The organism is Brevibacterium sp. FAM 27836, assembly GCF_051351055.1.
In the GTDB taxonomy this organism is placed as follows: Bacteria; Actinomycetota; Actinomycetes; order Actinomycetales; family Brevibacteriaceae; genus Brevibacterium.
Genome location: NZ_CP195711.1, coordinates 1314663 through 1333416, shown reverse-complemented (window position 1 = coordinate 1333416; position 18754 = coordinate 1314663). Strand labels below are relative to the sequence as shown.

Below are 18754 nucleotides of genomic sequence, written 5' to 3'. Positions count from 1 at the left end.
ATTGGCGTGATTAACGCACTCGCTGAACCGAAGACGCAAACCGACGTCCGGACTCCCGAGCTGGAGGACGGACAACATCTATGGCGGCTCGCGAAAGACACAGCCGTGCTCGATCTGAACTCCTCGTACTCGTACCTGCTGTGGTGCCGCGACTTCGCGGAGACCTCGGTGATCGCACGGATCGACGGAGAGCCCGCCGGCTTCATCACCGGGTACACCCGTCCGGAGAACCCGGACACCCTGATGATCTGGCAGGTCGCAGTCGATGAGAAGTTCCGTGGTCACGGACTCGCCTCCACCATGCTCCATGAGCTGGCTGACCACACCGGCGCTCTCCGCCTGGAGACGACGATCACCGCGGACAACGCGGCGTCCAACCGCCTGTTCCAGGCGTTCGCCGAGCAGCGCGGGGCCGGTTTCGACCGTCGCCCGCTGTTCACCCCGGACCTCTACCCGGACGGCCACGACACCGAGTACCTCTACGAGATCGCACCGCTGTAACGAGCCCCACCACGGCGCTGCGCGGACCCCCGGTGCACGGGAGAGGCCGCGGCCGGCGTCAGGAGGCGGAAGAGATCGCTCGCCATGAGCGACTGCGACCACCGCCTCGGCGGCTGCACACGATGCAGCCGCACAATCAAGAAGTCGAAAGGACTCCAACGATGACCGAAAGCTCCACGACCACACCTTCTGGCAAGCCCGACATCTTCGAAACCCGCGAATCAGCCGTTCGCAGCTACTGCCGCTCCTGGCCGGCCACCTTCGCCCGCTCGCAGGGCGCGAAGCAGTGGGACGAGGACGGCAACGAATACCTCGACTTCTTCTCCGGTGCCGGCGCACTCAACTACGGCCACAACAACCCGGCAGTGATGGGACCGCTCATCGAATACCTGCAGTCGGGTGCCGTCCTCCACTCGATGGATATGAAGACCCCGGCCAAGCGTGAGTTCCTCCAGACCTTCCAGGACCTCATCCTCAAGCCGCGCGGACTCGACTACTCGGTGATGTTCCCCGGTCCGACGGGCACCAACACCGTCGAGGCAGCCCTCAAGCTCGCCCGCAAGGTCACCGGACGTCAGCACATGCTCTCGTTCACCAACGCCTTCCACGGCATGACCCTGGGATCGCTGTCGGTGACCGGCAACTCGATGAAGCGCGAAGGCGCAGGCATCCCGCTGACCAACAGCTCGAAGATCCCCTACGACGACTACTTCGATGGTGAGACGCCGGACTTCCTGTGGCTGGAGAAGGTCCTCGAAGACTCCGGTTCGGGCGTCGACAAGCCCGCCGCAGTCATCGTCGAGACCGTCCAGGGCGAAGGCGGCCTGCGTGCCGCTCGCGCCGAATGGCTGCGCGCTCTGTCCGAGCTGACCAAGAAGCACGACATCCTCCTCATCGTCGATGACGTGCAGGCTGGCTGCGGCCGCACCGGTTCGTTCTTCAGCTTCGAAGAGGCCGGCATCGAGCCCGACATCGTCTGCCTGTCGAAGTCGATCTCCGGTTCGGGTCTGCCCCTGGCTCTGACCCTGTTCCGTCCCGAGCTCGATGTCTGGGAGCCCGGCGAGCACAACGGCACCTTCCGCGGAAACAACCCCGCGTTCGTGACCGCCACCGCCGCGATCAAGAACTTCTGGGCCGACAACTCCTTCCAGAACGAACTCGCCGACACGATCGCCGAGCTGCACCAGCGCCTCGACGGCATCGTCGAGAAGGCCGAGGGCGCCACCATCCGCGGCCGCGGACTGCTGGCCGGCCTCCACTTCGAAGACGCCGAAGTGGCCGAGAAGGTTGCAGCATACGCCTTCGAAAAGGGCCTGCTCCTCGAGACCTCAGGGTCCCAGGACGAGGTCATCAAGATCATGCCGCCGCTGACGATCGACTCGCGCGATCTGCAGGCGGGCCTGGACATCATCGAGGCCGGAGTGGCCAAGTTCGCTCCCGCCGCTGCTGAGGCCGCACTGGCCTGACTCACCTCTGCCGGGCCGGCGCCGCAACCGTGGCGCCGGCCCGAGCTGTGGGCCGAACCGAACTCCGGTTCGATGGCTCAGCCGGGTCGGCGGGCACCGTCGAAACGCGACGGGAGTCCGTGACCCATCACCTGAACTTTCCCCGACCTTTCACGAAAGGACCACGAATGTACGTAGTCAACCGCGATGACCTCAATGACACCGACCGCGATGTGAAGTCCGAGACCTGGCGCAGCCGTCGCATGGTGCTCGGCAAGGAGCGCGTCGGATTCTCGTTCCACGACACCGTGATCTACGCAGGAACCACCTCGACGTTCCACTACCAGAACCACGTCGAAGCCGTGTACTGCGTGCAGGGCAAGGGAACGCTGACCGACCTGGAGACCGGGAAGGAATACCCGCTCCACGACGGCGTCATGTACCTCCTCGACGGAAACGAGAAGCACACCGTCGTCGCCGAGGAAGAGCTGCGCTTGGCCTGCGTGTTCAACCCGCCGGTCACCGGGCGTGAGGTCCACGACGAGAACGGCGTGTACCCGCTCATCGTCGAAGACGAAGCGGCACCCGCGAACTGATCGAGTTCCACTCGCCGAGGCGGCCGATCGTTGAGATCGACTGCTGAGGCACCGTGACGCCGAAGGGCGGCTCGGGCGATTGATCGCTCGAGCCGCCCTTCGTTTTGGCTCCACCCGGGGTGCCGGTGACGACGTCCTCCTGTTACGGTGGCGGCACAACCCGATCTGCGGGGGCGATGAGCGCTCACGCCATCACTCCGGCAGACGGCACATAGCGAAGGAAGGAGAATTGATGACCGCAGTGTCCACTGCGACCGCAGCCACAGATCTCTATCCGACTCGCTCCGGCGAGACCACTGAGGTTCTCCCGCGCACGGGTCCGATCGTCTTCGGTTCCCCCGAAGACGGCCCCCTCGAGGCGGCGGAGCTCAAGCACTTCGAGGACACGGGCTATCTGACGATCGATCAGCTCATCACCCCCGAAGAACTCAGACTCTTCACTGACGAGCTCCACAGGCTTTCGCACGACCCCGAGGTGAAGGCCGATGAGCGCACCGTCGTCGAAGCCGAGTCCGACGAGGTCCGGTCGATATTCGACATCCATCGCACCAATGAGATCTTCAGAAAGATCGCGAACGATCCGCGTCTCGTCGACCGCGCACGTCAGATCCTCGGAAGCGATGTCTATATCCATCAGAGCCGAATCAACTACAAGCCGGGATTCGTGGGTAAGGAGTTCTCCTGGCATTCGGACTTCGAGACCTGGCATGCCGAGGACGGAATGCCCGCTCCGCGCGCGGTGAGTCTCTCGCTGTCGCTGACGGACAACTACTCATACAATGGTCCGCTGATGATCATGCCCGGCTCGCACAAGCGCTACATCAGCTGTGTGGGAGGCACTCCCGAGGACAACTATCGGAAGTCGCTCATCATGCAGGGTGCAGGCACCCCGGATCGTCAGACTCTCACTGATTTCGCCGACGCATACGGCATCGACGTGCTTGAAGGTGCGGCCGGCGGAGCGATCATGTTCGACTCCAACTGCATGCATGCGTCGAACGGCAACGTCACTCCGTTCTCGCGCTCGAATATCTTCATCGTGTACAACTCGGTGGAGAATGCCTGCGTGGAGCCCTACGCCGCGCCGAAGCCGCGTCCGGAGTTCGTCGGCAGCACGGACTTCACGCCTGCCGGCCGTTGACGCCTCGCGCGCAAAGAATTCGGCCGCTGATGCCTCGCGCATGCCTGACACAGGCCGTGGAGTGAGCGCATCAGCACAAGTGGGGCCCGGTGCCGCAGTAGCGGCGCCGGGCTCCTTTGCACTCTCGGAGGAACTCGACGCATCGCGACTACTCGATGATCCTCAGGTCTGTCCCCCGCATCACCCCGCGGGATCCTTCGAATGATCCGATGGACCGGCCGTGACCGACCAGCCGGTCGCCTCGGCGAGGATGTCCGCCAATTCCGAGCGGTCAACACTCATCGGAACCTCCTGTTGAAATCCGGGGTGTGAATACACGTCGGGCGCTCCCGTGTACGGGGCGCCCGACGTGCTAGTTGGAGCAGAATGCTCGCGGCATCACTCGCTGTCGGAGCGTACCTTCTTGCCGCGATCCTGCCAGAATTTCGTCGTGGTGACCTCGTCCTCACCGTCCCAGGCGTCGACGTCGGTGTTGATGTACTTGAAGGTCGGCAGGTCGGTGCGCCGGAAGATCGGTTCCTGTCCGGCACGACGCTGGTCCGTGTAGTTCTTCAGGATTCGGAACACCAGTGGCGAGAGCATGAGCAGGGCGAACAGGTTGATCAGCGCCATGATCGCCATGAAGATGTCTGCCGCACTCCAGACGATGTCGAGCGCCGCGATGGACCCGATGAATACGGCCACCATGACAATGACCTGGTAGACGCGCAGCGCCGTTCTGCTCGTCGTCAGGTGCTCGATATTGGCCTCGCCGTAGTAGTAGTTGCCGAGGATCGACGAGAACGCGAAGAGGAAGATCGCGAAGGTGAGGAAGTGGATGGCCCATTGGCCAAGCTGTCCGCTCAGCGCGGTCTGGGTCAGCTGCATGCCTTCGGCCGAGCTGCCGTACTCGGGGTTTGACAGCAGGATGATGAACGCGGTGATTGAGCACACGAGGATCGTGTCGAAGTACACGCCGAGCGCCTGCACGAAGCCCTGCTTGGCCGGGTGAGAAGCCGAGGCGGTCGCCGCGGCGTTCGGCACCGAGCCGATGCCGGCCTCATTGGAGAACAGGCCGCGCTGCACGCCGACGAGCATGATCGAGCCGATCGCTCCGCCGGAGATCGAATGCATGCTGAATGCGTCGGTGAAGATGGTGCCGATCATCCCCGGAACGGCTTCGATGTTCATCGCCACGACGATGATCCCGACGATGAGGTACACGCCGGCCATGATCGGCACGAGGTAGGCGGAGACGTTCGAGATGCGCTTGGCTCCACCGGCGAAGATCGCATAAGCGCCGAGGGCGATGACCAGTCCGGTGATCGCGGTGAACATGAAGTTGGAATCTTCGACGCCGAATGATGTTCCCACCGCGTCGACGATGGAGTTCGACTGCACCGTGTTGAAGACGATGCCGTAGGTGATGGCCACGATCACCGCGAAGATCAGCCCGAGCTTCTTCATCTTCAGCCCGTGCCTGATGTAGTACGCCGGACCTCCACGGAAGTTCGGGCCGTCCTTGAGCTTGTAGAGCTGTCCGAGGGCGGACTCGGCGAAGGCCGTGGCACCGCCGACGATCGCTGTCAGCCACATCCAGAACATCGCGCCGGGACCGCCGAGCGAGATCGCCAGTGCCACACCGGCGATGTTCGCTGTGCCCACGCGGGAGGCAGCGGAGATGGAGAAGGCGCGGAACGGAGAGATGTTCCGATTGCCCTCGGGGTCCCGTCCACCGGGTTCGACCAGCGTGCGGAACATCTCGGGCAGCAGCCGCAGCTGGACCACGCCCGTGCGGATGGTGAAATACAGGCCCGTGGGGATCAGGACCGCAACGAGAATGTATGACGAGAATGTGTCGATACTGTCAAAGGCGCTCTGGAGCATCTCCATCGAACTGTGTCTCCTTCATCTGGCAATGCGTTGTGGGTCCTGCCCGGCGACAGCACGGGTTCCACCTGTCTTCCACCTCAGTCTGCCACTTATGCCCAACGCAGCCAGCCCTCAGGGGGTGCAAATCCATGATTCACGTCCCGTCCACCCGCCCATCATCGGGAACTTGCTCGCCGAGACTATTCTGGCCGCCATTGCACTCAATGCTCGGACGTCGTCACGACGCCTTGTGGCCACCCCGGAAGTCTCCGCAGAGGAGTTCTGAAATGCCCATCACCCTTCTCACCCCCACCGCCGAACCCGCGCCTCGCCGCTCGAGGGCGAGGACCCATCGCCCCGATGATCAGTCTGCAGCCGTGCCCGATCCCGCCCGGGTCCGCGTCCCGCCCCTGGTCATCGCCCACCGCGGCGCGTCGGCGAACTGGCCGGAGAACACGATCCCCGCATTCATGGCCGGCATCGACCAGGGGGCTGACATGATCGAGACCGATGTGCACATGAGCGCCGATGGTGAGCTCGTCATCATGCACGACGCGACCGTCGACCGCACCACCGACGCCCGCACGCTCTACCCGAATCGCACCGACCGGTCCATCGGCGGGATGAACGCCGCGCAGATCGCCACGCTCGATGCCGGCGGATGGAAGGGGGAGGAGTTCGCGGGGATCCGTGTGCCGCGCCTCGCCGAGGTGCTCACCCTCGTCCACGACACACGCACCGGCCTGCTGCTCGAGGTCAAACATCCCGAACGCTATCCGGGAATCGCCGCAGCGATCGTGTCCGCCCTGCGCGCTCTGCCGAACTATCTCGACCGGGCCCTGGCCGCAGGCATGCTCGTCGTCCAGTCGGCGAACTGGGCGTTCATCCGCGAATTCCACGCCCTGGCACCCGAGGTCCCCGTCGGGGTGCTCGGCCGCCCGTGCCCGGATGAACTCGAGGACTTCGCCGAATGGGTCGACCAGATCAACCCCGAATTCTGCGCCGCCGACCCGGAATTCCTCATGATGATCCACGAGCTCGGCATGTCGAGCCTGGTGTGGACGGTCGACGAGCCCGCGGGGATGGATCGTGCCATCGACATCGGTGCCGACGGCATCATCACGAACACCCCCGACCGCCTCGTCGACATCGTCGAAGCCCTCTGAACTCCAGGATGCGAGGGCTCAGAGCGCAGCCCTCAGCGCAACAGGACGCGAAGGCTCAGAGCGTCACGATGCGAGGGCCCGGCCACGGTCATTCGTGGGGTGCGCGGGCCACGTGGCTGAGCTCCGTCTCCCACGTCGAGGGATCGGTCACGGGGAAGGACCGCCCGGTGACCTCCTCGGCGAGGATCCGGATGAAGTGATTCTTCGTTCCCGGCTGCAGCGGGGACACGTCGAGGGAGACGGTGTCGCGCAGCTCGTCGGGAGCACTGATCGTCTTCGCATCGCCCTTGACGATGACGCTGAACGCGGTGCCCGCCTCAAGCCCGTCGATCTCGAAGGCGACGCGCGGGCGGCTGCGGATGGCGTCGACCTTGGTGCCCTCTCCGGTGCGGATGACGAGCGCGGAATGTTCGACGACGAAGTTCACCGGGAAGATCTCCGGGGCCTCGTCGACGATGACGGCAAGGCGGCCGACAGAAGTCGATCGCAGGCGTTCCCAGCATTCCTTGGCATCGAGCGTCCAGGTTGATTCGGCGTTCATCGTCGGCCTCCCGTTCGGCAGGGGCGGATACCGGAAGCGGCACCCTCACCACTGATTTCTACATATTGTAGAAGAATGTCGCGGGCAGGGGAAGAGGGTGCCGCCAATCGGATCGCACGGTCTCAGGAACGCGCTCACCCTCACCGAGGCGGCCCCGCCTCGGCGAGGTGCGTTCACTTCGGGTCGGCGGGGGCCTTCCGGCGCTGCGTCACCGCGTCGAAGGTGATGACCGCGAGACCGAAACTGCCGATCGTGAACACGAGCAGGCCCACCGGCCCGAATGGGTAGCCGCCGCCGAGGCCGGCGCCGAAGTCGACGGAGGTGATGGCGTACTGGCGGCAGAGGTAGAGGCCCGCGGCGATCGTGAGGAAGGTGAGGGTGTGCGCCAGGTGAGGGCGGGTGCGGCTGAGGTCGCGTCCCACGGCCGGCTGCTCTGCCGGCAGTGAGCGGGCGACCGCGACCGCGCGGAGAGCATAGACCGCGGCGACAGAGCCGAGGGCTGCGGCAACGGCGCCGATAACATCACCGGACTGCGACAGCAATGGTTCAGCCGTGATCGGCTGGCGCAGAATCCACACGACGATGATGACGGCGACCACGGCGAAGAGGACGATCGCGGCGGCTCTGCCGCTGCGGGCCGCACGCTGCTCGAGGCGTCCTGTGTCTGTGCCGGCGGAGTCCGCGTCGACGTCTGTGCCACCGAGCGCAGCCCCGACTCGTGAGACCGTGACGGCCAGAACCTGGGCGACGATCAGCGGATAGATGAGGTCGGCGATGAAGTGAACAAGGCGGACGATGGCGAAGAATCGTGATTCGACTTCGACGCTCGTGAACTGACCGGTGAAGACCGCGGCCAGAGCGGCGAACGCGAAGTAGAAGACGGTGATGACGAGGAAGACGCTGCGCGGAATCGACTTCAGGCTGCGCCCGAGGAGGACGGCGGCGACTCCGGCGACGAGGACGAGCACGATCTGGGCGAGACGGAGATCGGTCCCGCCGAAACCAGCCGAAGGCAGGGCCGTGCCCGCCATCTTCGAACCGATCCAGGTCGCGATGAAGACGACGAAAGCGCCGACCGTGATCGACAGAGTCTTGTCGTCCACGGGTGCGGGAGCGGTCTGCGGAGCCTCATCGTCTGCGGCTCCCGTGGCATCGTTCGGGGTTGGGCTCATGCCGTCATGATTCCATAAAGCCAGGTACCTTGCTATTTTCGATGGGCGGTTTCCGTGGTCGGGCCTCGCCCCGACCCGCGGGAAGTGAGACGCTGGGGGCATGCCGAACGAACTCGCTGCCTCAACCAGCCCCTACCTCCGCGCGCATGCCGACAACCCAGTGGACTGGCGGATGTGGACGCCGGAAACCCTCGCCGAGGCGGCCCGCCGAGACGTTCCCCTGCTCATCTCGATCGGGTACTCCACCTGCCACTGGTGCCACGTCATGGCACATGAGTCCTTTGAGGATGAGGCGGTCGCGAAGCTGATGAACGACCGGTTCGTTCCGATCAAGATCGACCGCGAGGAACTGCCGGACATCGACTCGAACTATATGAACGCGCTCCAGGCGATGACCGGGCAGGGCGGATGGCCGATGACGATCTTCGCCACGCCCGCCGGCAGCCCCTTCTACGCCGGCACGTATTTCCCGCCGGCTCCGCGCGGGAAACTGCCCGCGTTCACCCAGGTGCTCACCGCGGTGTCCCAGACGTGGACGGATCGCCGTGATGAAGTCGATCAGATGACCCGGCGGATGGACCGCGGACTGGCCGAGATGGCCGATGCCGTGACGAGTGCGCTGCCCGCCGAGGCGGCCGCCGAGTCCCTGAGTCCCGAGGAGCTCGATTCCGCAGCCGCGGCGCTCCTCGATTCCTATGACCCGGCGTGGGGCGGGTTCGGCGGGGCGCCGAAGTTCCCGCCGATGATGAACGTGCTCCAACTCCTGGCCGCGTTCGTGCGGTTGGGTGGGACAGCCTCGGCGAGCGGTTCGGGTGGCTCCGACCCGGCGGGCGGGGACGGCGGCGCCGCCTCGGCGAGGGAATCGGACGACGGAGACGATGCCCACCCGATGGATCGGGTGCGCGCGGAGGGACGGCTCGGTTGGCTCGGCGCGGATGGGCACCTGACCGGGGAGCTCGTCCTCGACTGCCTCATCGCCGTCCGTGGGACGCTCGCGCGGATCGCCAGCGGCGGCATGCGTGACCAGGTGCGCGGCGGGATCGCCCGCTACAGCGTCGACCGGCAGTGGTTCGTGCCGCACTTCGAGAAGATGCTCTATGACAATGCCCTCTACCTGCGCGCCGTGGTCGCGTGGGCGAAGGTCGAACGCCGCCTCGACCCGAAGTCGAAATGGCTCGCACTGGCCGAACGAGAGATCGCTGACACCGCGAACTTCCTGGTGAGCGACTTGACGACCGAAGGCGGCTGCATCGCGGCCCTCGACGCGGACTCGCTCAGCGAAGCAGGGGTGTCCGAGGAGGGCGCCGCCTACGTGTTCACCCCCGAGGAGTTCGCACAGGCCGGGCAGGCGGGTCTGCTCGGGCTCGTCGACTCGCCGGCCGGCGCGGAACTGTCCGGGCAGGTCGTCGCGGCCGTGCGCATCATCGACTGGCTCGGAATGGAGGACGTGCCCTTCGACGCCGATCATCCCGCGCCCTGGGACATCGAAGCGACACGACGCCAACGCGAAGTGCTCGCCGAGCTGCGGGCACGGCGTTCGCAGCCGGCCCGGGACGAGAAGATCATCACCGAATGGAATGCGCTGGCCGTCACCGCCCTCGCCGAGGCGGCGCTGTACACGGGTGCGGGTGCTGAGGATGCCGGTGGTGCGGATTCGGACGGTGCGGGCGCGGACGGTGCAGGGTCGGATGCTGCGGATCCGAGAGAGTGGGGCAGGACCGCACTGCGGTTCTGGGAAGCGATGCACGAACGGTTCGAGCGGACGGGGGCGTCCGATTCAGTGGACGCAGCCGGCTCGGCCGGGTTCGATGTGCGGCGCAGCTTCACCGACGGAGAGCCGGGCCCAGGACGGGGCGGGCTTGCCGATCGGGCGCAATTCATCACCGCTGGGATCACGGTCCGGCAATTGCCGGGCGGGGCCGCCTCGGTGCCGGTGAATGTCCTGGTCACAGCGAGTGCGCAGATGCTCGATGACTTCACCGCCGACAGTGAGGACGGGATCCTCGAGGTCGTCGATTCGCTCGGTGACGGAATCATCGACGTGAAGTCGGCGGACCCGGTGGACAACACCGTCCCCTCGGGTCGGTCGGCAGCTGCCGAGGTCGTGCTGCTGCTCGCCGAACTCGGCGTCGACGCGGTGGTGGGTGCAGATGCGTCCGCCGCGGCTGCGGGCGATGCGGGATCCGATGGCTCGGAGGCGACGAGCGGGAGTGCCCTGTTGGAGACGGGGAGGCTGCTCGAGCTGCGGGACCGACTCCTCGGCGTCTATCGGGCGCTGGCCGGTCAGGCTCCGCGCGGCTGCGGGCACGCACTCTGGCAGGCCGAACGGGCCCTCGGATCCGTGCGGGTCGCGACCACGGACGCCAGTCTGCGGGCAGCCGCGGCCCGGCACCCATCCCTCACCCTGCTCGCGGACTCGACCGGAGTGCCGGGACCGGACGGCGGCGAGGTCGCCGTCCCCGCGGGGACAGCGATCGTCTGCCGGGGTACGTCGTGCTCCCTGCCGGTTGGGACTGCTGCCGAACTCTCGGCACTGGTGGCCGGGTAACCGAGCCGGACGGGTAGCCGAGTTCAGCGGAAAGCCGAGCTCGACGGATTGCTGAGCCGGACGGATTGCTGAGTTCAGCGGAAAGCCGCGCGTCGCCTCGGGGACGGTCAGCTTTCCAGGCGGAGCTCGCGGTAGCGGTTGAGGGCGGCGGCGATCTCCTGCGCGCGGGGCCGGGTCAGATGGCCCGGGTGGTCGCGGTGGCCGGTGACTGCGTCGATGCCTTGGGCGTCGAGCATGCTCTCGAGCTCGGTGAGGGCTGTGGTCAGCGAGGTGCGTCCGTCGAAGACCTCAGCGAGGTGCTCGAGCGACTCGGCGACCCCGGCGGTCTGCTGGGCGTCGACGAGCTGAGCGACGGCGATGAGGTCGATGAAGCTGCGGCCGAACTGGATTCGATCGGAGCCCTTCGCACGGGCCGACTTCGTCTTCGACGATGGGCGCAGGGCCCGGGCCGTCGGTACGCGCGGTGACGTGACGAAACCGGGGTCGGACGCGTCCGAATCCGTGGCGAGGCCGTGGGCGGTGACACCGACGAGACGGTGCGCTTCTTCGGTGACCTCGCGGGGGACATAGGCATCGAGAGCGATGACGTGATCGGCGACCTCGAAGAACGCACTCGACCCGCCGGCGACGAGCACCGTGGAGACGCCCTGCCTGGTCAGCAGGGGGCGGACGCGGTCGACGAACGGGGTGATCGGCTCCCGCTCGGCAGGAATGAGGTTCCGCATGCGCTCGTCGCGGATCATGAAGTTCGTCGCCGAGGTGTCCTCGTCGATGAGCAGGGTCTGCGCCCCGGCTTCGACCGCTTCGACGAGGTTGGCCGCCTGTGAGGTCGACCCGCTCGCGTTCGTCGTCGAGAACGATCTCGTGTCAGTCCCCGACGGTAGGTTGTTGATGAACGCCGAGATGTCGTCGCCGGTCACGGCCCGACCGTCCTCGGCTCGGATGGAGGTGGCAGAAGGGTCGCTGATGACCCACTCGCGTCCGTCGCCCGCGATATGCGGGTAGACACCGCGTTCGAGAGCGCGCAGAATCGTCGACTTGCCGTGGTACCCGCCGCCGACGATGACGGTGACACCACGGGGAATGCCCATACCGGTGAGGCTGCGCCCGCTCGACAGATCGACCGTGTGCTCGAGTTCCGGAGGGGAGGTGAAGGAGACTGCAGTCTCGACATCCATCGGCCGGTCCGAATCCCCGGAGACACGCGGCAGGACCGCACCATTGCCGATGAATCCGACCAGCTCGACCTCGCCGAGGTGATCGCGCAGTTCCAACTGATCCCTGTGCAGCTGGACGTGCGCCTCCAGGGCGTGGGCGGACGGGGAGCCGGAAGCCGGCCAGCGGTCGAAGAGGAACAGTGCTTCGGCGAGCTTCGGAAGGTCGCGGGTGAGGATGTCGGCGGCCTGATGGCCGAGGATGCGCCGACCGCGGGCCGGCAGATTGACCAGCAGTCGTGCCTCGAAGCCGGCATCGTCGATGAGGATGTTCGTCCTCTCGAGGATCTCCTGGCCCGGCTGACCGAGGATGAGGGCGCGCTGTTTGAGGTCTGCGAGGATCATGTTGCCGGCCCGCAGAAGATAGTCGGCCGCAGCGATCCGGTCGGCACGATCGGTGGTCAGTTCCGGCGGGAGCTTGGCATCGGCCCGGTCGACTCGGACGCGGACCTTCGACGGTGACGCGAAGGGATCGGCCTGGACGCGGTCGATGAAAAGCGTCACCGGTCCGAAGCTGTAACGGCCGCGGATCTGCTTGAGATTGCCGTAGCTGCGACCGTCGAGGCTGTGCAGAGTGGATGCGAGATTCGACTGACGTGAACTCATTGGACACATGCTACTGGTCGGAGATGACTGCTTACTCGCCCCCTTCGGGTCCGATGCCGTAGAACTGCGCCGCATTGGACCAGAACACGGCATCGGCCTCGGAAGCGGTGAGGACTTCGCAGATGAGCGCGAAGTCGGCATCGGCGAAGGGTCTGCGGGCACGGGTCGACGGCAGGTCCGTGCCCACCATCAGTGCGCCCGGGTCCGTGTCGACGATGCGGCGGACAACCTCGGCGGGATCGAGCTCCACCCGCCCGAAACCGGTGGCCTTGACCTTCACCCCGGCCTCGACGAGGCGCAGCAGAGTGGGCAGACCCTCGGCGTGCATGCCGAGGTGGTCGATGCTCACAGCCGGCAGGGAGGCGATGCGGGAGGCGAGCTCGGCATCGATGGTGCGTGCGTCGATGTAGAGCTCCGCATGCCAGCCGACGAGGTCGAAGACCCGGCGGGCGAAGGTGTCGAGAGCCTCGAGAGCGGTGGAACCGCCACGGGCGATGTTGAAGCGCAGCGCCCTGACGCCGGCGACGTCGAGGGCACGGATCTGATCGTCGCTGGTCTCAGCCGGCAGCTGGGTGACGCCGACATGGTTCGGGCCGAGTTCGCGCAGCGCGGCGAGGAGATACCCCTGATCGAAGCCCTGGAACGAACCGGAGACCACAGCACCGCCGGCGACCTCGACTCCGACCTCCGCCAGGCTCTGCAGGCGGGATCGGTAGTCGGCGACCGTGAACGGGTCCGGCAGATAGCCGTTGTTCTCGATCAGCGGATGATCCGGGTCGATGATATGCAGGTGCGCGTCGAAAGCACGCTGAAGCTCTCCCATGGAACCAACCTACCGAACCCGCGCCCGGGGGCCGACAGTCGGCTCGGGAAGATACACCGTGCCGCCCGCAGCGAGGAACTCGCGGCTCTTCTCCCGCATGCCTGCCAGCGCGGCCTGCGCCTCGGCACTGCCGTAGGTGTCACGGATGTCCTGGGAGATGCGCATCGAGCAGAACTTCGGCCCGCACATCGAACAGAAGTGGGCGGTCTTCGCCGGTTCCGCCGGCAGCGTCTCGTCGTGGAACGCCTCGGCGGTCTCCGGATCGAGGCCGAGGGCGAACTGATCGCGCCACCGGAACTCGAACCGTGCCTTCGACAGTGCATCGTCTCTGGCAGTCGCGCCTGGGTGGCCCTTCGCAACATCGGCGGCGTGAGCGGCGATCTTGTAGGTGATGACCCCGGTCTTGACGTCGTCGCGGTCGGGCAGGCCGAGGTGCTCCTTCGGGGTGACGTAGCAGAGCATCGCCGTGCCGTAGCGGGCGATTTCGGTCGCCCCGATCGCCGAAGTGATGTGATCGTAGCCGGGTGCGATGTCAGTCACGAGCGGACCCAAGGTGTAGAAGGGGGCGCCGTGGCAGAGCTTCTGCTGGCGTTCGACGTTCTCGCGCACCAGGTGGAGCGGAATGTGCCCAGGGCCTTCGACCATGACCTGGACGTCGTGGGCCCACGCGCGTTCGGTGAGTTCGGCGAGGGTGTCGAGCTCGGCGAACTGGGCGGCGTCGTTGGCATCGGCGATCGAGCCCGGCCGCAGCCCGTCGCCGAGTGAGAACGCGACGTCGTAGCGGGCGAAGATCTCGCAGAGTTCGTCGAAGTGGGTGTAGAGGAAGTTCTCCTCATGGTGGGCTAAGCACCAGCCAGCCATGATGGAGCCTCCGCGGGAGACCATCCCGGTGACCCTGTTGGCCGTGAGCGGCACGTAGCGCAGCAGCACGCCGGCATGGACGGTCATGTAGTCCACGCCCTGCTCGCACTGCTCAATGACGGTGTCCCGATAGATCTCCCAGGTCAGAGCGTTCGCCTCGCCGTCGACCTTCTCCAGGGCCTGGTAGATCGGGACGGTGCCGATGGGGATGGGGGAGTTGCGGATGATCCACTCTCGGGTGGTGTGGATGTCGTTTCCGGTCGAGAGGTCCATGAGGGTGTCGGCACCCCACTTCGCGGCCCATCGCAGCTTCTGCACCTCCTCGGCGATGGAGCTGGTGACCGCGGAATTGCCGATGTTCGCGTTGATTTTCACAAGGAAGGCCTTGCCGATGATCATCGGTTCGGACTCGGGATGGTTGATGTTGTTCGGGATGATCGCGCGGCCGGCGGCGAGCTCCGAGCGGACGAGCTCGACATCGCACTGCTCGCGCAGGGCGACGAAGCGCATCTCCGGGGTGATGATGCCTTCCCGGGCGTAGTGCATCTGGGTCACGGTCCGGCCGGGCTTGGCCCGGAGTGGGACCGGTTTGCGACCCCTCCACTGCTGTGAGGGCGCTCCGCGGCGCACGGCAGCGCGACCGTCATCGGCGATGCGGTGTCCGCGGGCGGCGTAGGTTTCGGTGTCGAGGCGGCCCTCGATCCAGGGGAACCGCAGTGCCGGCAGTCCTTCCTCGGGGACGCTGCCAGGGCCGACGGTGCGGTAGACGTGGACGGGAGCGTTGGTCCGTCCGTCGGAGTCCTCGAGTTCGATGCGGGTGACGGGAACGCGGATGTCGTGCTCGGCATCCTCGAGCCACGCCGGAGAATGCGTCGGATACTGCTCGATCGTGAAATCGTTCGTGGAGTTCTTCGCATTGGGCACGGTGGCCGAAGCCGTGGCAGGGACAGGTGTTTCAGGGGTGAACGCAGTCATCTGCAGTCCTCGCTTCCTACGCCGGTATCAACCGGATCAGGTTCTACGGTCTCGGACGATCCAGTCCGATCTCAGCCCTTCTGCAGGGCTCCCGTGGGGTCGTGCAATTCGTATCACGTCGACAGCGGTGAGGACAAACCCCGCCGAGGCGGGGGTGCTTCCACGGAGGGTGCCTCCACGGAGGACAACAGCTCCAGCGAAACGACGCTGCCGCATCAGTTCTGCAGGAGCATCAGCCTTGGAGGAACGTCGTCGCGGCTCTGCCGAGGGCGACGACATCGGCGACCGCGACCATTTCGCGGGCCGAATGCATCGAATACAGGGCCGGGCCCACGTCGACGGTCGTCATGCCCAGGCGTGTCGCCGTGAGCGGACCGATTGTCGACCCGCACGGCATCGCATTGTTCGACACGAAGTCTTGGTAGTCGACGCCGGCGGCCGTGCACGCCCGCGACCACACTGCGGTGCCCACAGCATCCGTGGCGTACCGCTGCTGAGCGTTGAGTTTGAGCAGCGGACCGCCGCCGAGGCGGGGACGCACATGCGGATCATGGCGTTCCGGATAGTTCGGGTGAGCGGCATGCCCGGCGTCCGATGACACGCACACCGATGCCGCCAGCGACGCCAGATAGTCGCTGCGCGTCGAGTCCGGCAGCAGAGAGGCGATGATGCGTTCGGTGACATCGGCGAGGAACGGTCCGCACGCACCGGAGCGTGAGTTCGACCCGATCTCCTCGTGGTCGAAGGCGGCGAAGAGCGCAATGCCTTCGACCGAGTCGGCGTCGAGACTCGTCAGTGCAGTGACCCCGGCATGGACGGACAGAAGGTTGTCCAACCTCGGCGAGGCGAAGAACTCCTCACGTGCACCGAAAAGCGCCGGCTCCTGGGTGGGGACGGTGTACACGTCGTGACCGACCACCGCCTCGGGATCGACCTCGGCGGAAGCGGCGAGCAGTTCGATGACGTCGGCCTCGGCGAGATCGGCCAAGCCGATCACGGGAGCGGTGTGACGCTGCTTGTCCAAGGCCAGACCGTCATTGACCTGCCGGTCGAGGTGGATTGCCAGCTGCGGAATGCGCGCGATCGGACCGGTGCGGGCGAGCACGACCCGGCCGTCGGCGAGGCTGAGGCGACCGGCGAACGCGAGTTCCCGGTCGAGCCAGGAATTCAGCAGCGGACCGCCGTAGATCTCCACTCCGACCTGGCGCATGCCCTCGGCGGTGTATTCGTCCCCGGGTTTGAGTTTGAAGGCCGGGGAATCCGTGTGGGATCCGAACACGCGGAACCCGGGGACTGCCTCGGCGGTGGTCGTGGGATTCATCCACGCGATGATCGCACCGTCGCGGACGACGAAATGGCCGGATCCGGGCGTCAACGCCCATGCGCTCGCCTCATCGAGGCGGGAGAAACCGGCCTGCTCCAAACGGGCGGCTGCGGTGGCTACGGCGTGGTAGGAGCTGGGGGAGGCACTGACGAAGTCGCCGAGGTCGGCCGCTGTCTGCGCGGCGACAACCGGGTCCGGGTGTGATTCACTCATTTCCCCAGCCTATCGTTTGCGGTAGTTTGGATGACAAGGAACAAGGCCTCAGGCACCGGTCAGACATCGGTTCCGAGGGTAAGGCGGCGGCAGGGATCCTGCGCCCGCAACAGCAACGGCAAGGAGTGTTCGACGTGAACCAGTTCGTGACGGAGTGGAACACCTGGCGCGACTCACGGAACTCGGCACTGGCGAAACCGTTCGGCTGGCTCAGCGTCGTCGGACTGCACTGGCTCGACGTCGAGTCCACCTGGCCCGATGCCCCCGGCACCTTCACCGTCGAGGACGGCTGGGTCACCGTCGCCCTCGACTCCGGAATCAATGCCGGTCCCGCTGCCGAGACCTTCGACCTGCTGAGCCAAGCCGCCGGCGGCGGTGCGGGTGCCGGGACAGGCGGCGGTGCGGTCCGAGCGACGAGCCCCTCGGTGCCCAGCGACACCTCGACCCTGCCTGCTGTGACAGACCACGCCGCCACAGGAGCTTCTGCCGCTGACAACGCCTCCGCAGATGCCGGTGCGGCCGAGGCCGGAACCGCGGGTCATGACTCGGCCCCAGCCCGACCGCAGGTGCGTGTCGAGGACAACGGCTTCACCGCGAAGCTGCCGGCCGGGGGATCGCTCAACTGGTTCACCGTCGGCAATGTCCTCTACGAGCTCATCGACCGGGGCGGCCGCCTCGGTGTGCGTGTGCGCGATTCGAAATCGCCGCTGCTGGGCAAATTCTTCGAAGTCCCGGTCTTCGACCCGAACCCAGACTTCGTCTTCCTCGCCCGGTTCACCCGGTTCGACCCGTTCCCGACCCATACGATCGAAACCGCGCAGGAGGATCTGCAGCTGCAGACCCAAGCCGCGGGAACCGTGACCTTCGAAACTCAGCAGGGCGAGGTCACACTGCTTGCCACCGGGTGCCCGAAGACCGGGCTCCACCTGGACTTCCACGATGGAACGAACGGGGCAACCACTTCGGCGTGGCGGACGATCGACCTCGGAGTGCCGAATCAGGACGGCTCGCTCGTCATCGATTTCAACCGCGCGGTCAACTACCCCTTCGCGTTCACCTCGTTCGCGACCTGCCCCGCCCCGATCGAGGGCAACGTCGTGCCCTTCGAGGTCACGGCGGGTGAGCGGCGTCCCCCGTTCTTCTTCTCGGAAGCCGGGATCAACGTGCCGTTCCTGTTCTACGTGTGGTGGGACGAAGAGAGCGCCGAGGTGACCCGGCCCTGGTACTCCCGGTTCGGCCTCGACATCACGGTCCTCAACCCGAACCACGATGACGGTCGGGTCTCGCTCGTCGGCTTCGACGGAGTCGCGATGTCCGGCGGCGACCTCAGCCCGCTGGGGCGCAAGGCCCGATCGCGGCTCATCGACGTCGCCACCGAAGCGCTGACCTCACGGATCCCGGTCATCGGCATCGGAGCGTACTCGGCGTTCGTCATTCAGGCCCAGCGGGAACTGCGCTCGCAGCAGGGCTACAACGACGGCATCGAGGTCGAATACCAGGCGCCGGACGATCGTCTGCTCATCGTGATGAATAACGAACTCGAACCGCAGCAGGCCGGGTTCGATGTCGTCCACACCGACGCCAGTGGGCTGCTGTATGTGGAGATGCCCTTCGACATTCCGCTCGAATCCGAGCTCACCGAGGTCGAGGATTTCGAAGCCGCGCTGCAGGCCGACGCTCCGATCACCAGCTGGCAGGAATTCGACTTCCGCATGGTCCACCTCATCCGCGGCCACCGCTGACCACCCCCAGAACTACCTGACAGCGGCCCAGCAAC

The 18754-nt window shown here is 66.1% G+C and carries 14 protein-coding genes and 1 riboswitch; of the genes, 7 read left to right on the top strand and 7 right to left on the bottom strand.

Going from position 1 to position 18754, the window contains the following annotated elements; all coding sequences use genetic code 11:
• Positions 1 to 105: 105 nt before the first annotated feature.
• From ectA to thpD, 4 genes are all read left to right on the top strand, one after another.
• On the top strand, positions 106 to 501 hold the full coding sequence (ectA, locus tag ACSE4D_RS06100) for a diaminobutyrate acetyltransferase (RefSeq protein WP_240689937.1): 396 nt from the start codon (positions 106 to 108) through the stop codon (positions 499 to 501).
• Between the two features lie 161 nt (positions 502 to 662).
• Entirely contained in the window at positions 663 to 1967 is a 1305-nt protein-coding gene (gene ectB, locus ACSE4D_RS06095) for a diaminobutyrate--2-oxoglutarate transaminase (protein WP_135540732.1), read from the top strand.
• Positions 1968 to 2134: 167 nt separating this feature from the next.
• Complete coding sequence (locus tag ACSE4D_RS06090; protein ID WP_135540734.1) at positions 2135 to 2542, top strand: ectoine synthase; 408 nt, start codon at positions 2135 to 2137, stop codon at positions 2540 to 2542.
• Positions 2543 to 2774: 232 nt separating this feature from the next.
• Positions 2775 to 3683: an ectoine hydroxylase gene (gene thpD / locus ACSE4D_RS06085; RefSeq protein ID WP_135540735.1), complete on the top strand. Its 909-nt coding sequence runs from the start codon at positions 2775 to 2777 to the stop codon at positions 3681 to 3683.
• 378 nt (positions 3684 to 4061) lie between these two features.
• Here the strand turns inward: thpD and ACSE4D_RS06080 are convergent, their stop codons facing one another.
• A complete protein-coding gene (locus tag ACSE4D_RS06080) occupies positions 4062 to 5555 on the bottom strand; it encodes an alanine/glycine:cation symporter family protein (protein WP_135540737.1) in 1494 nt (497 codons plus the stop codon).
• A 266-nt stretch (positions 5556 to 5821) separates the two neighbouring features.
• Here ACSE4D_RS06080 and ACSE4D_RS06075 point away from each other — a divergent pair, with 266 nt between their 5' ends.
• Positions 5822 to 6700 carry a glycerophosphodiester phosphodiesterase gene (locus ACSE4D_RS06075; protein WP_135540739.1) on the top strand — a complete coding sequence of 293 codons (879 nt, stop codon included), beginning with the start codon at positions 5822 to 5824 and terminating at the stop codon, positions 6698 to 6700.
• 88 nt (positions 6701 to 6788) lie between these two features.
• Here ACSE4D_RS06075 and ACSE4D_RS06070 read toward each other — a convergent pair whose 3' ends face one another.
• Together ACSE4D_RS06070 and ACSE4D_RS06065 are read right to left on the bottom strand one after the other, a co-directional pair.
• The gene (locus tag ACSE4D_RS06070) at positions 6789 to 7241 is read right to left on the bottom strand and encodes a pyridoxamine 5'-phosphate oxidase family protein (RefSeq protein WP_135540741.1); all 453 of its coding nucleotides are present in this window, start codon (positions 7239 to 7241) and stop codon (positions 6789 to 6791) included.
• Positions 7242 to 7414: 173 nt separating this feature from the next.
• Complete coding sequence (locus ACSE4D_RS06065) at positions 7415 to 8413, bottom strand: hypothetical protein (protein WP_135540743.1); 999 nt, start codon at positions 8411 to 8413, stop codon at positions 7415 to 7417.
• Between the two features lie 100 nt (positions 8414 to 8513).
• On the opposite strand from ACSE4D_RS06065, the gene ACSE4D_RS06060 reads away from it, so the two are divergent.
• Entirely contained in the window at positions 8514 to 10961 is a 2448-nt protein-coding gene (locus ACSE4D_RS06060) for a thioredoxin domain-containing protein (RefSeq protein WP_135540745.1), read from the top strand.
• 107 nt (positions 10962 to 11068) lie between these two features.
• Here ACSE4D_RS06060 and ACSE4D_RS06055 read toward each other — a convergent pair whose 3' ends face one another.
• The 4 genes from ACSE4D_RS06055 to ACSE4D_RS06040 all read right to left on the bottom strand — a co-directional run bounded on the left by ACSE4D_RS06055 (position 11069) and on the right by ACSE4D_RS06040 (position 16977).
• Positions 11069 to 12781 (bottom strand): ABC-ATPase domain-containing protein, encoded by a 1713-nt coding sequence (locus tag ACSE4D_RS06055; protein WP_135540747.1) that lies wholly within the window; start codon positions 12779 to 12781, stop codon positions 11069 to 11071.
• Positions 12782 to 12812: 31 nt separating this feature from the next.
• Positions 12813 to 13604, bottom strand: a complete 792-nt coding sequence (locus tag ACSE4D_RS06050) for an amidohydrolase family protein (protein ID WP_135540749.1) — start codon at positions 13602 to 13604, stop codon at positions 12813 to 12815.
• 9 nt (positions 13605 to 13613) lie between these two features.
• Positions 13614 to 15440, bottom strand: coding sequence for a phosphomethylpyrimidine synthase ThiC (gene thiC, locus ACSE4D_RS06045; RefSeq protein WP_240689940.1), 1827 nt, complete (start codon positions 15438 to 15440; stop codon positions 13614 to 13616).
• Positions 15436 to 15544, bottom strand: a riboswitch (TPP riboswitch). (Overlaps the previous gene by 5 nt.)
• Positions 15545 to 15672: 128 nt before the next feature.
• Positions 15673 to 16977 (bottom strand): M18 family aminopeptidase, encoded by a 1305-nt coding sequence (locus tag ACSE4D_RS06040; protein WP_135540751.1) that lies wholly within the window; start codon positions 16975 to 16977, stop codon positions 15673 to 15675.
• A 134-nt stretch (positions 16978 to 17111) separates the two neighbouring features.
• Between ACSE4D_RS06040 and ACSE4D_RS06035 the strand changes: the two genes are divergently transcribed.
• Positions 17112 to 18719 carry a DUF1684 domain-containing protein gene (locus ACSE4D_RS06035; RefSeq protein ID WP_240689941.1) on the top strand — a complete coding sequence of 536 codons (1608 nt, stop codon included), beginning with the start codon at positions 17112 to 17114 and terminating at the stop codon, positions 18717 to 18719.
• Positions 18720 to 18754: the final 35 nt, after the last annotated feature.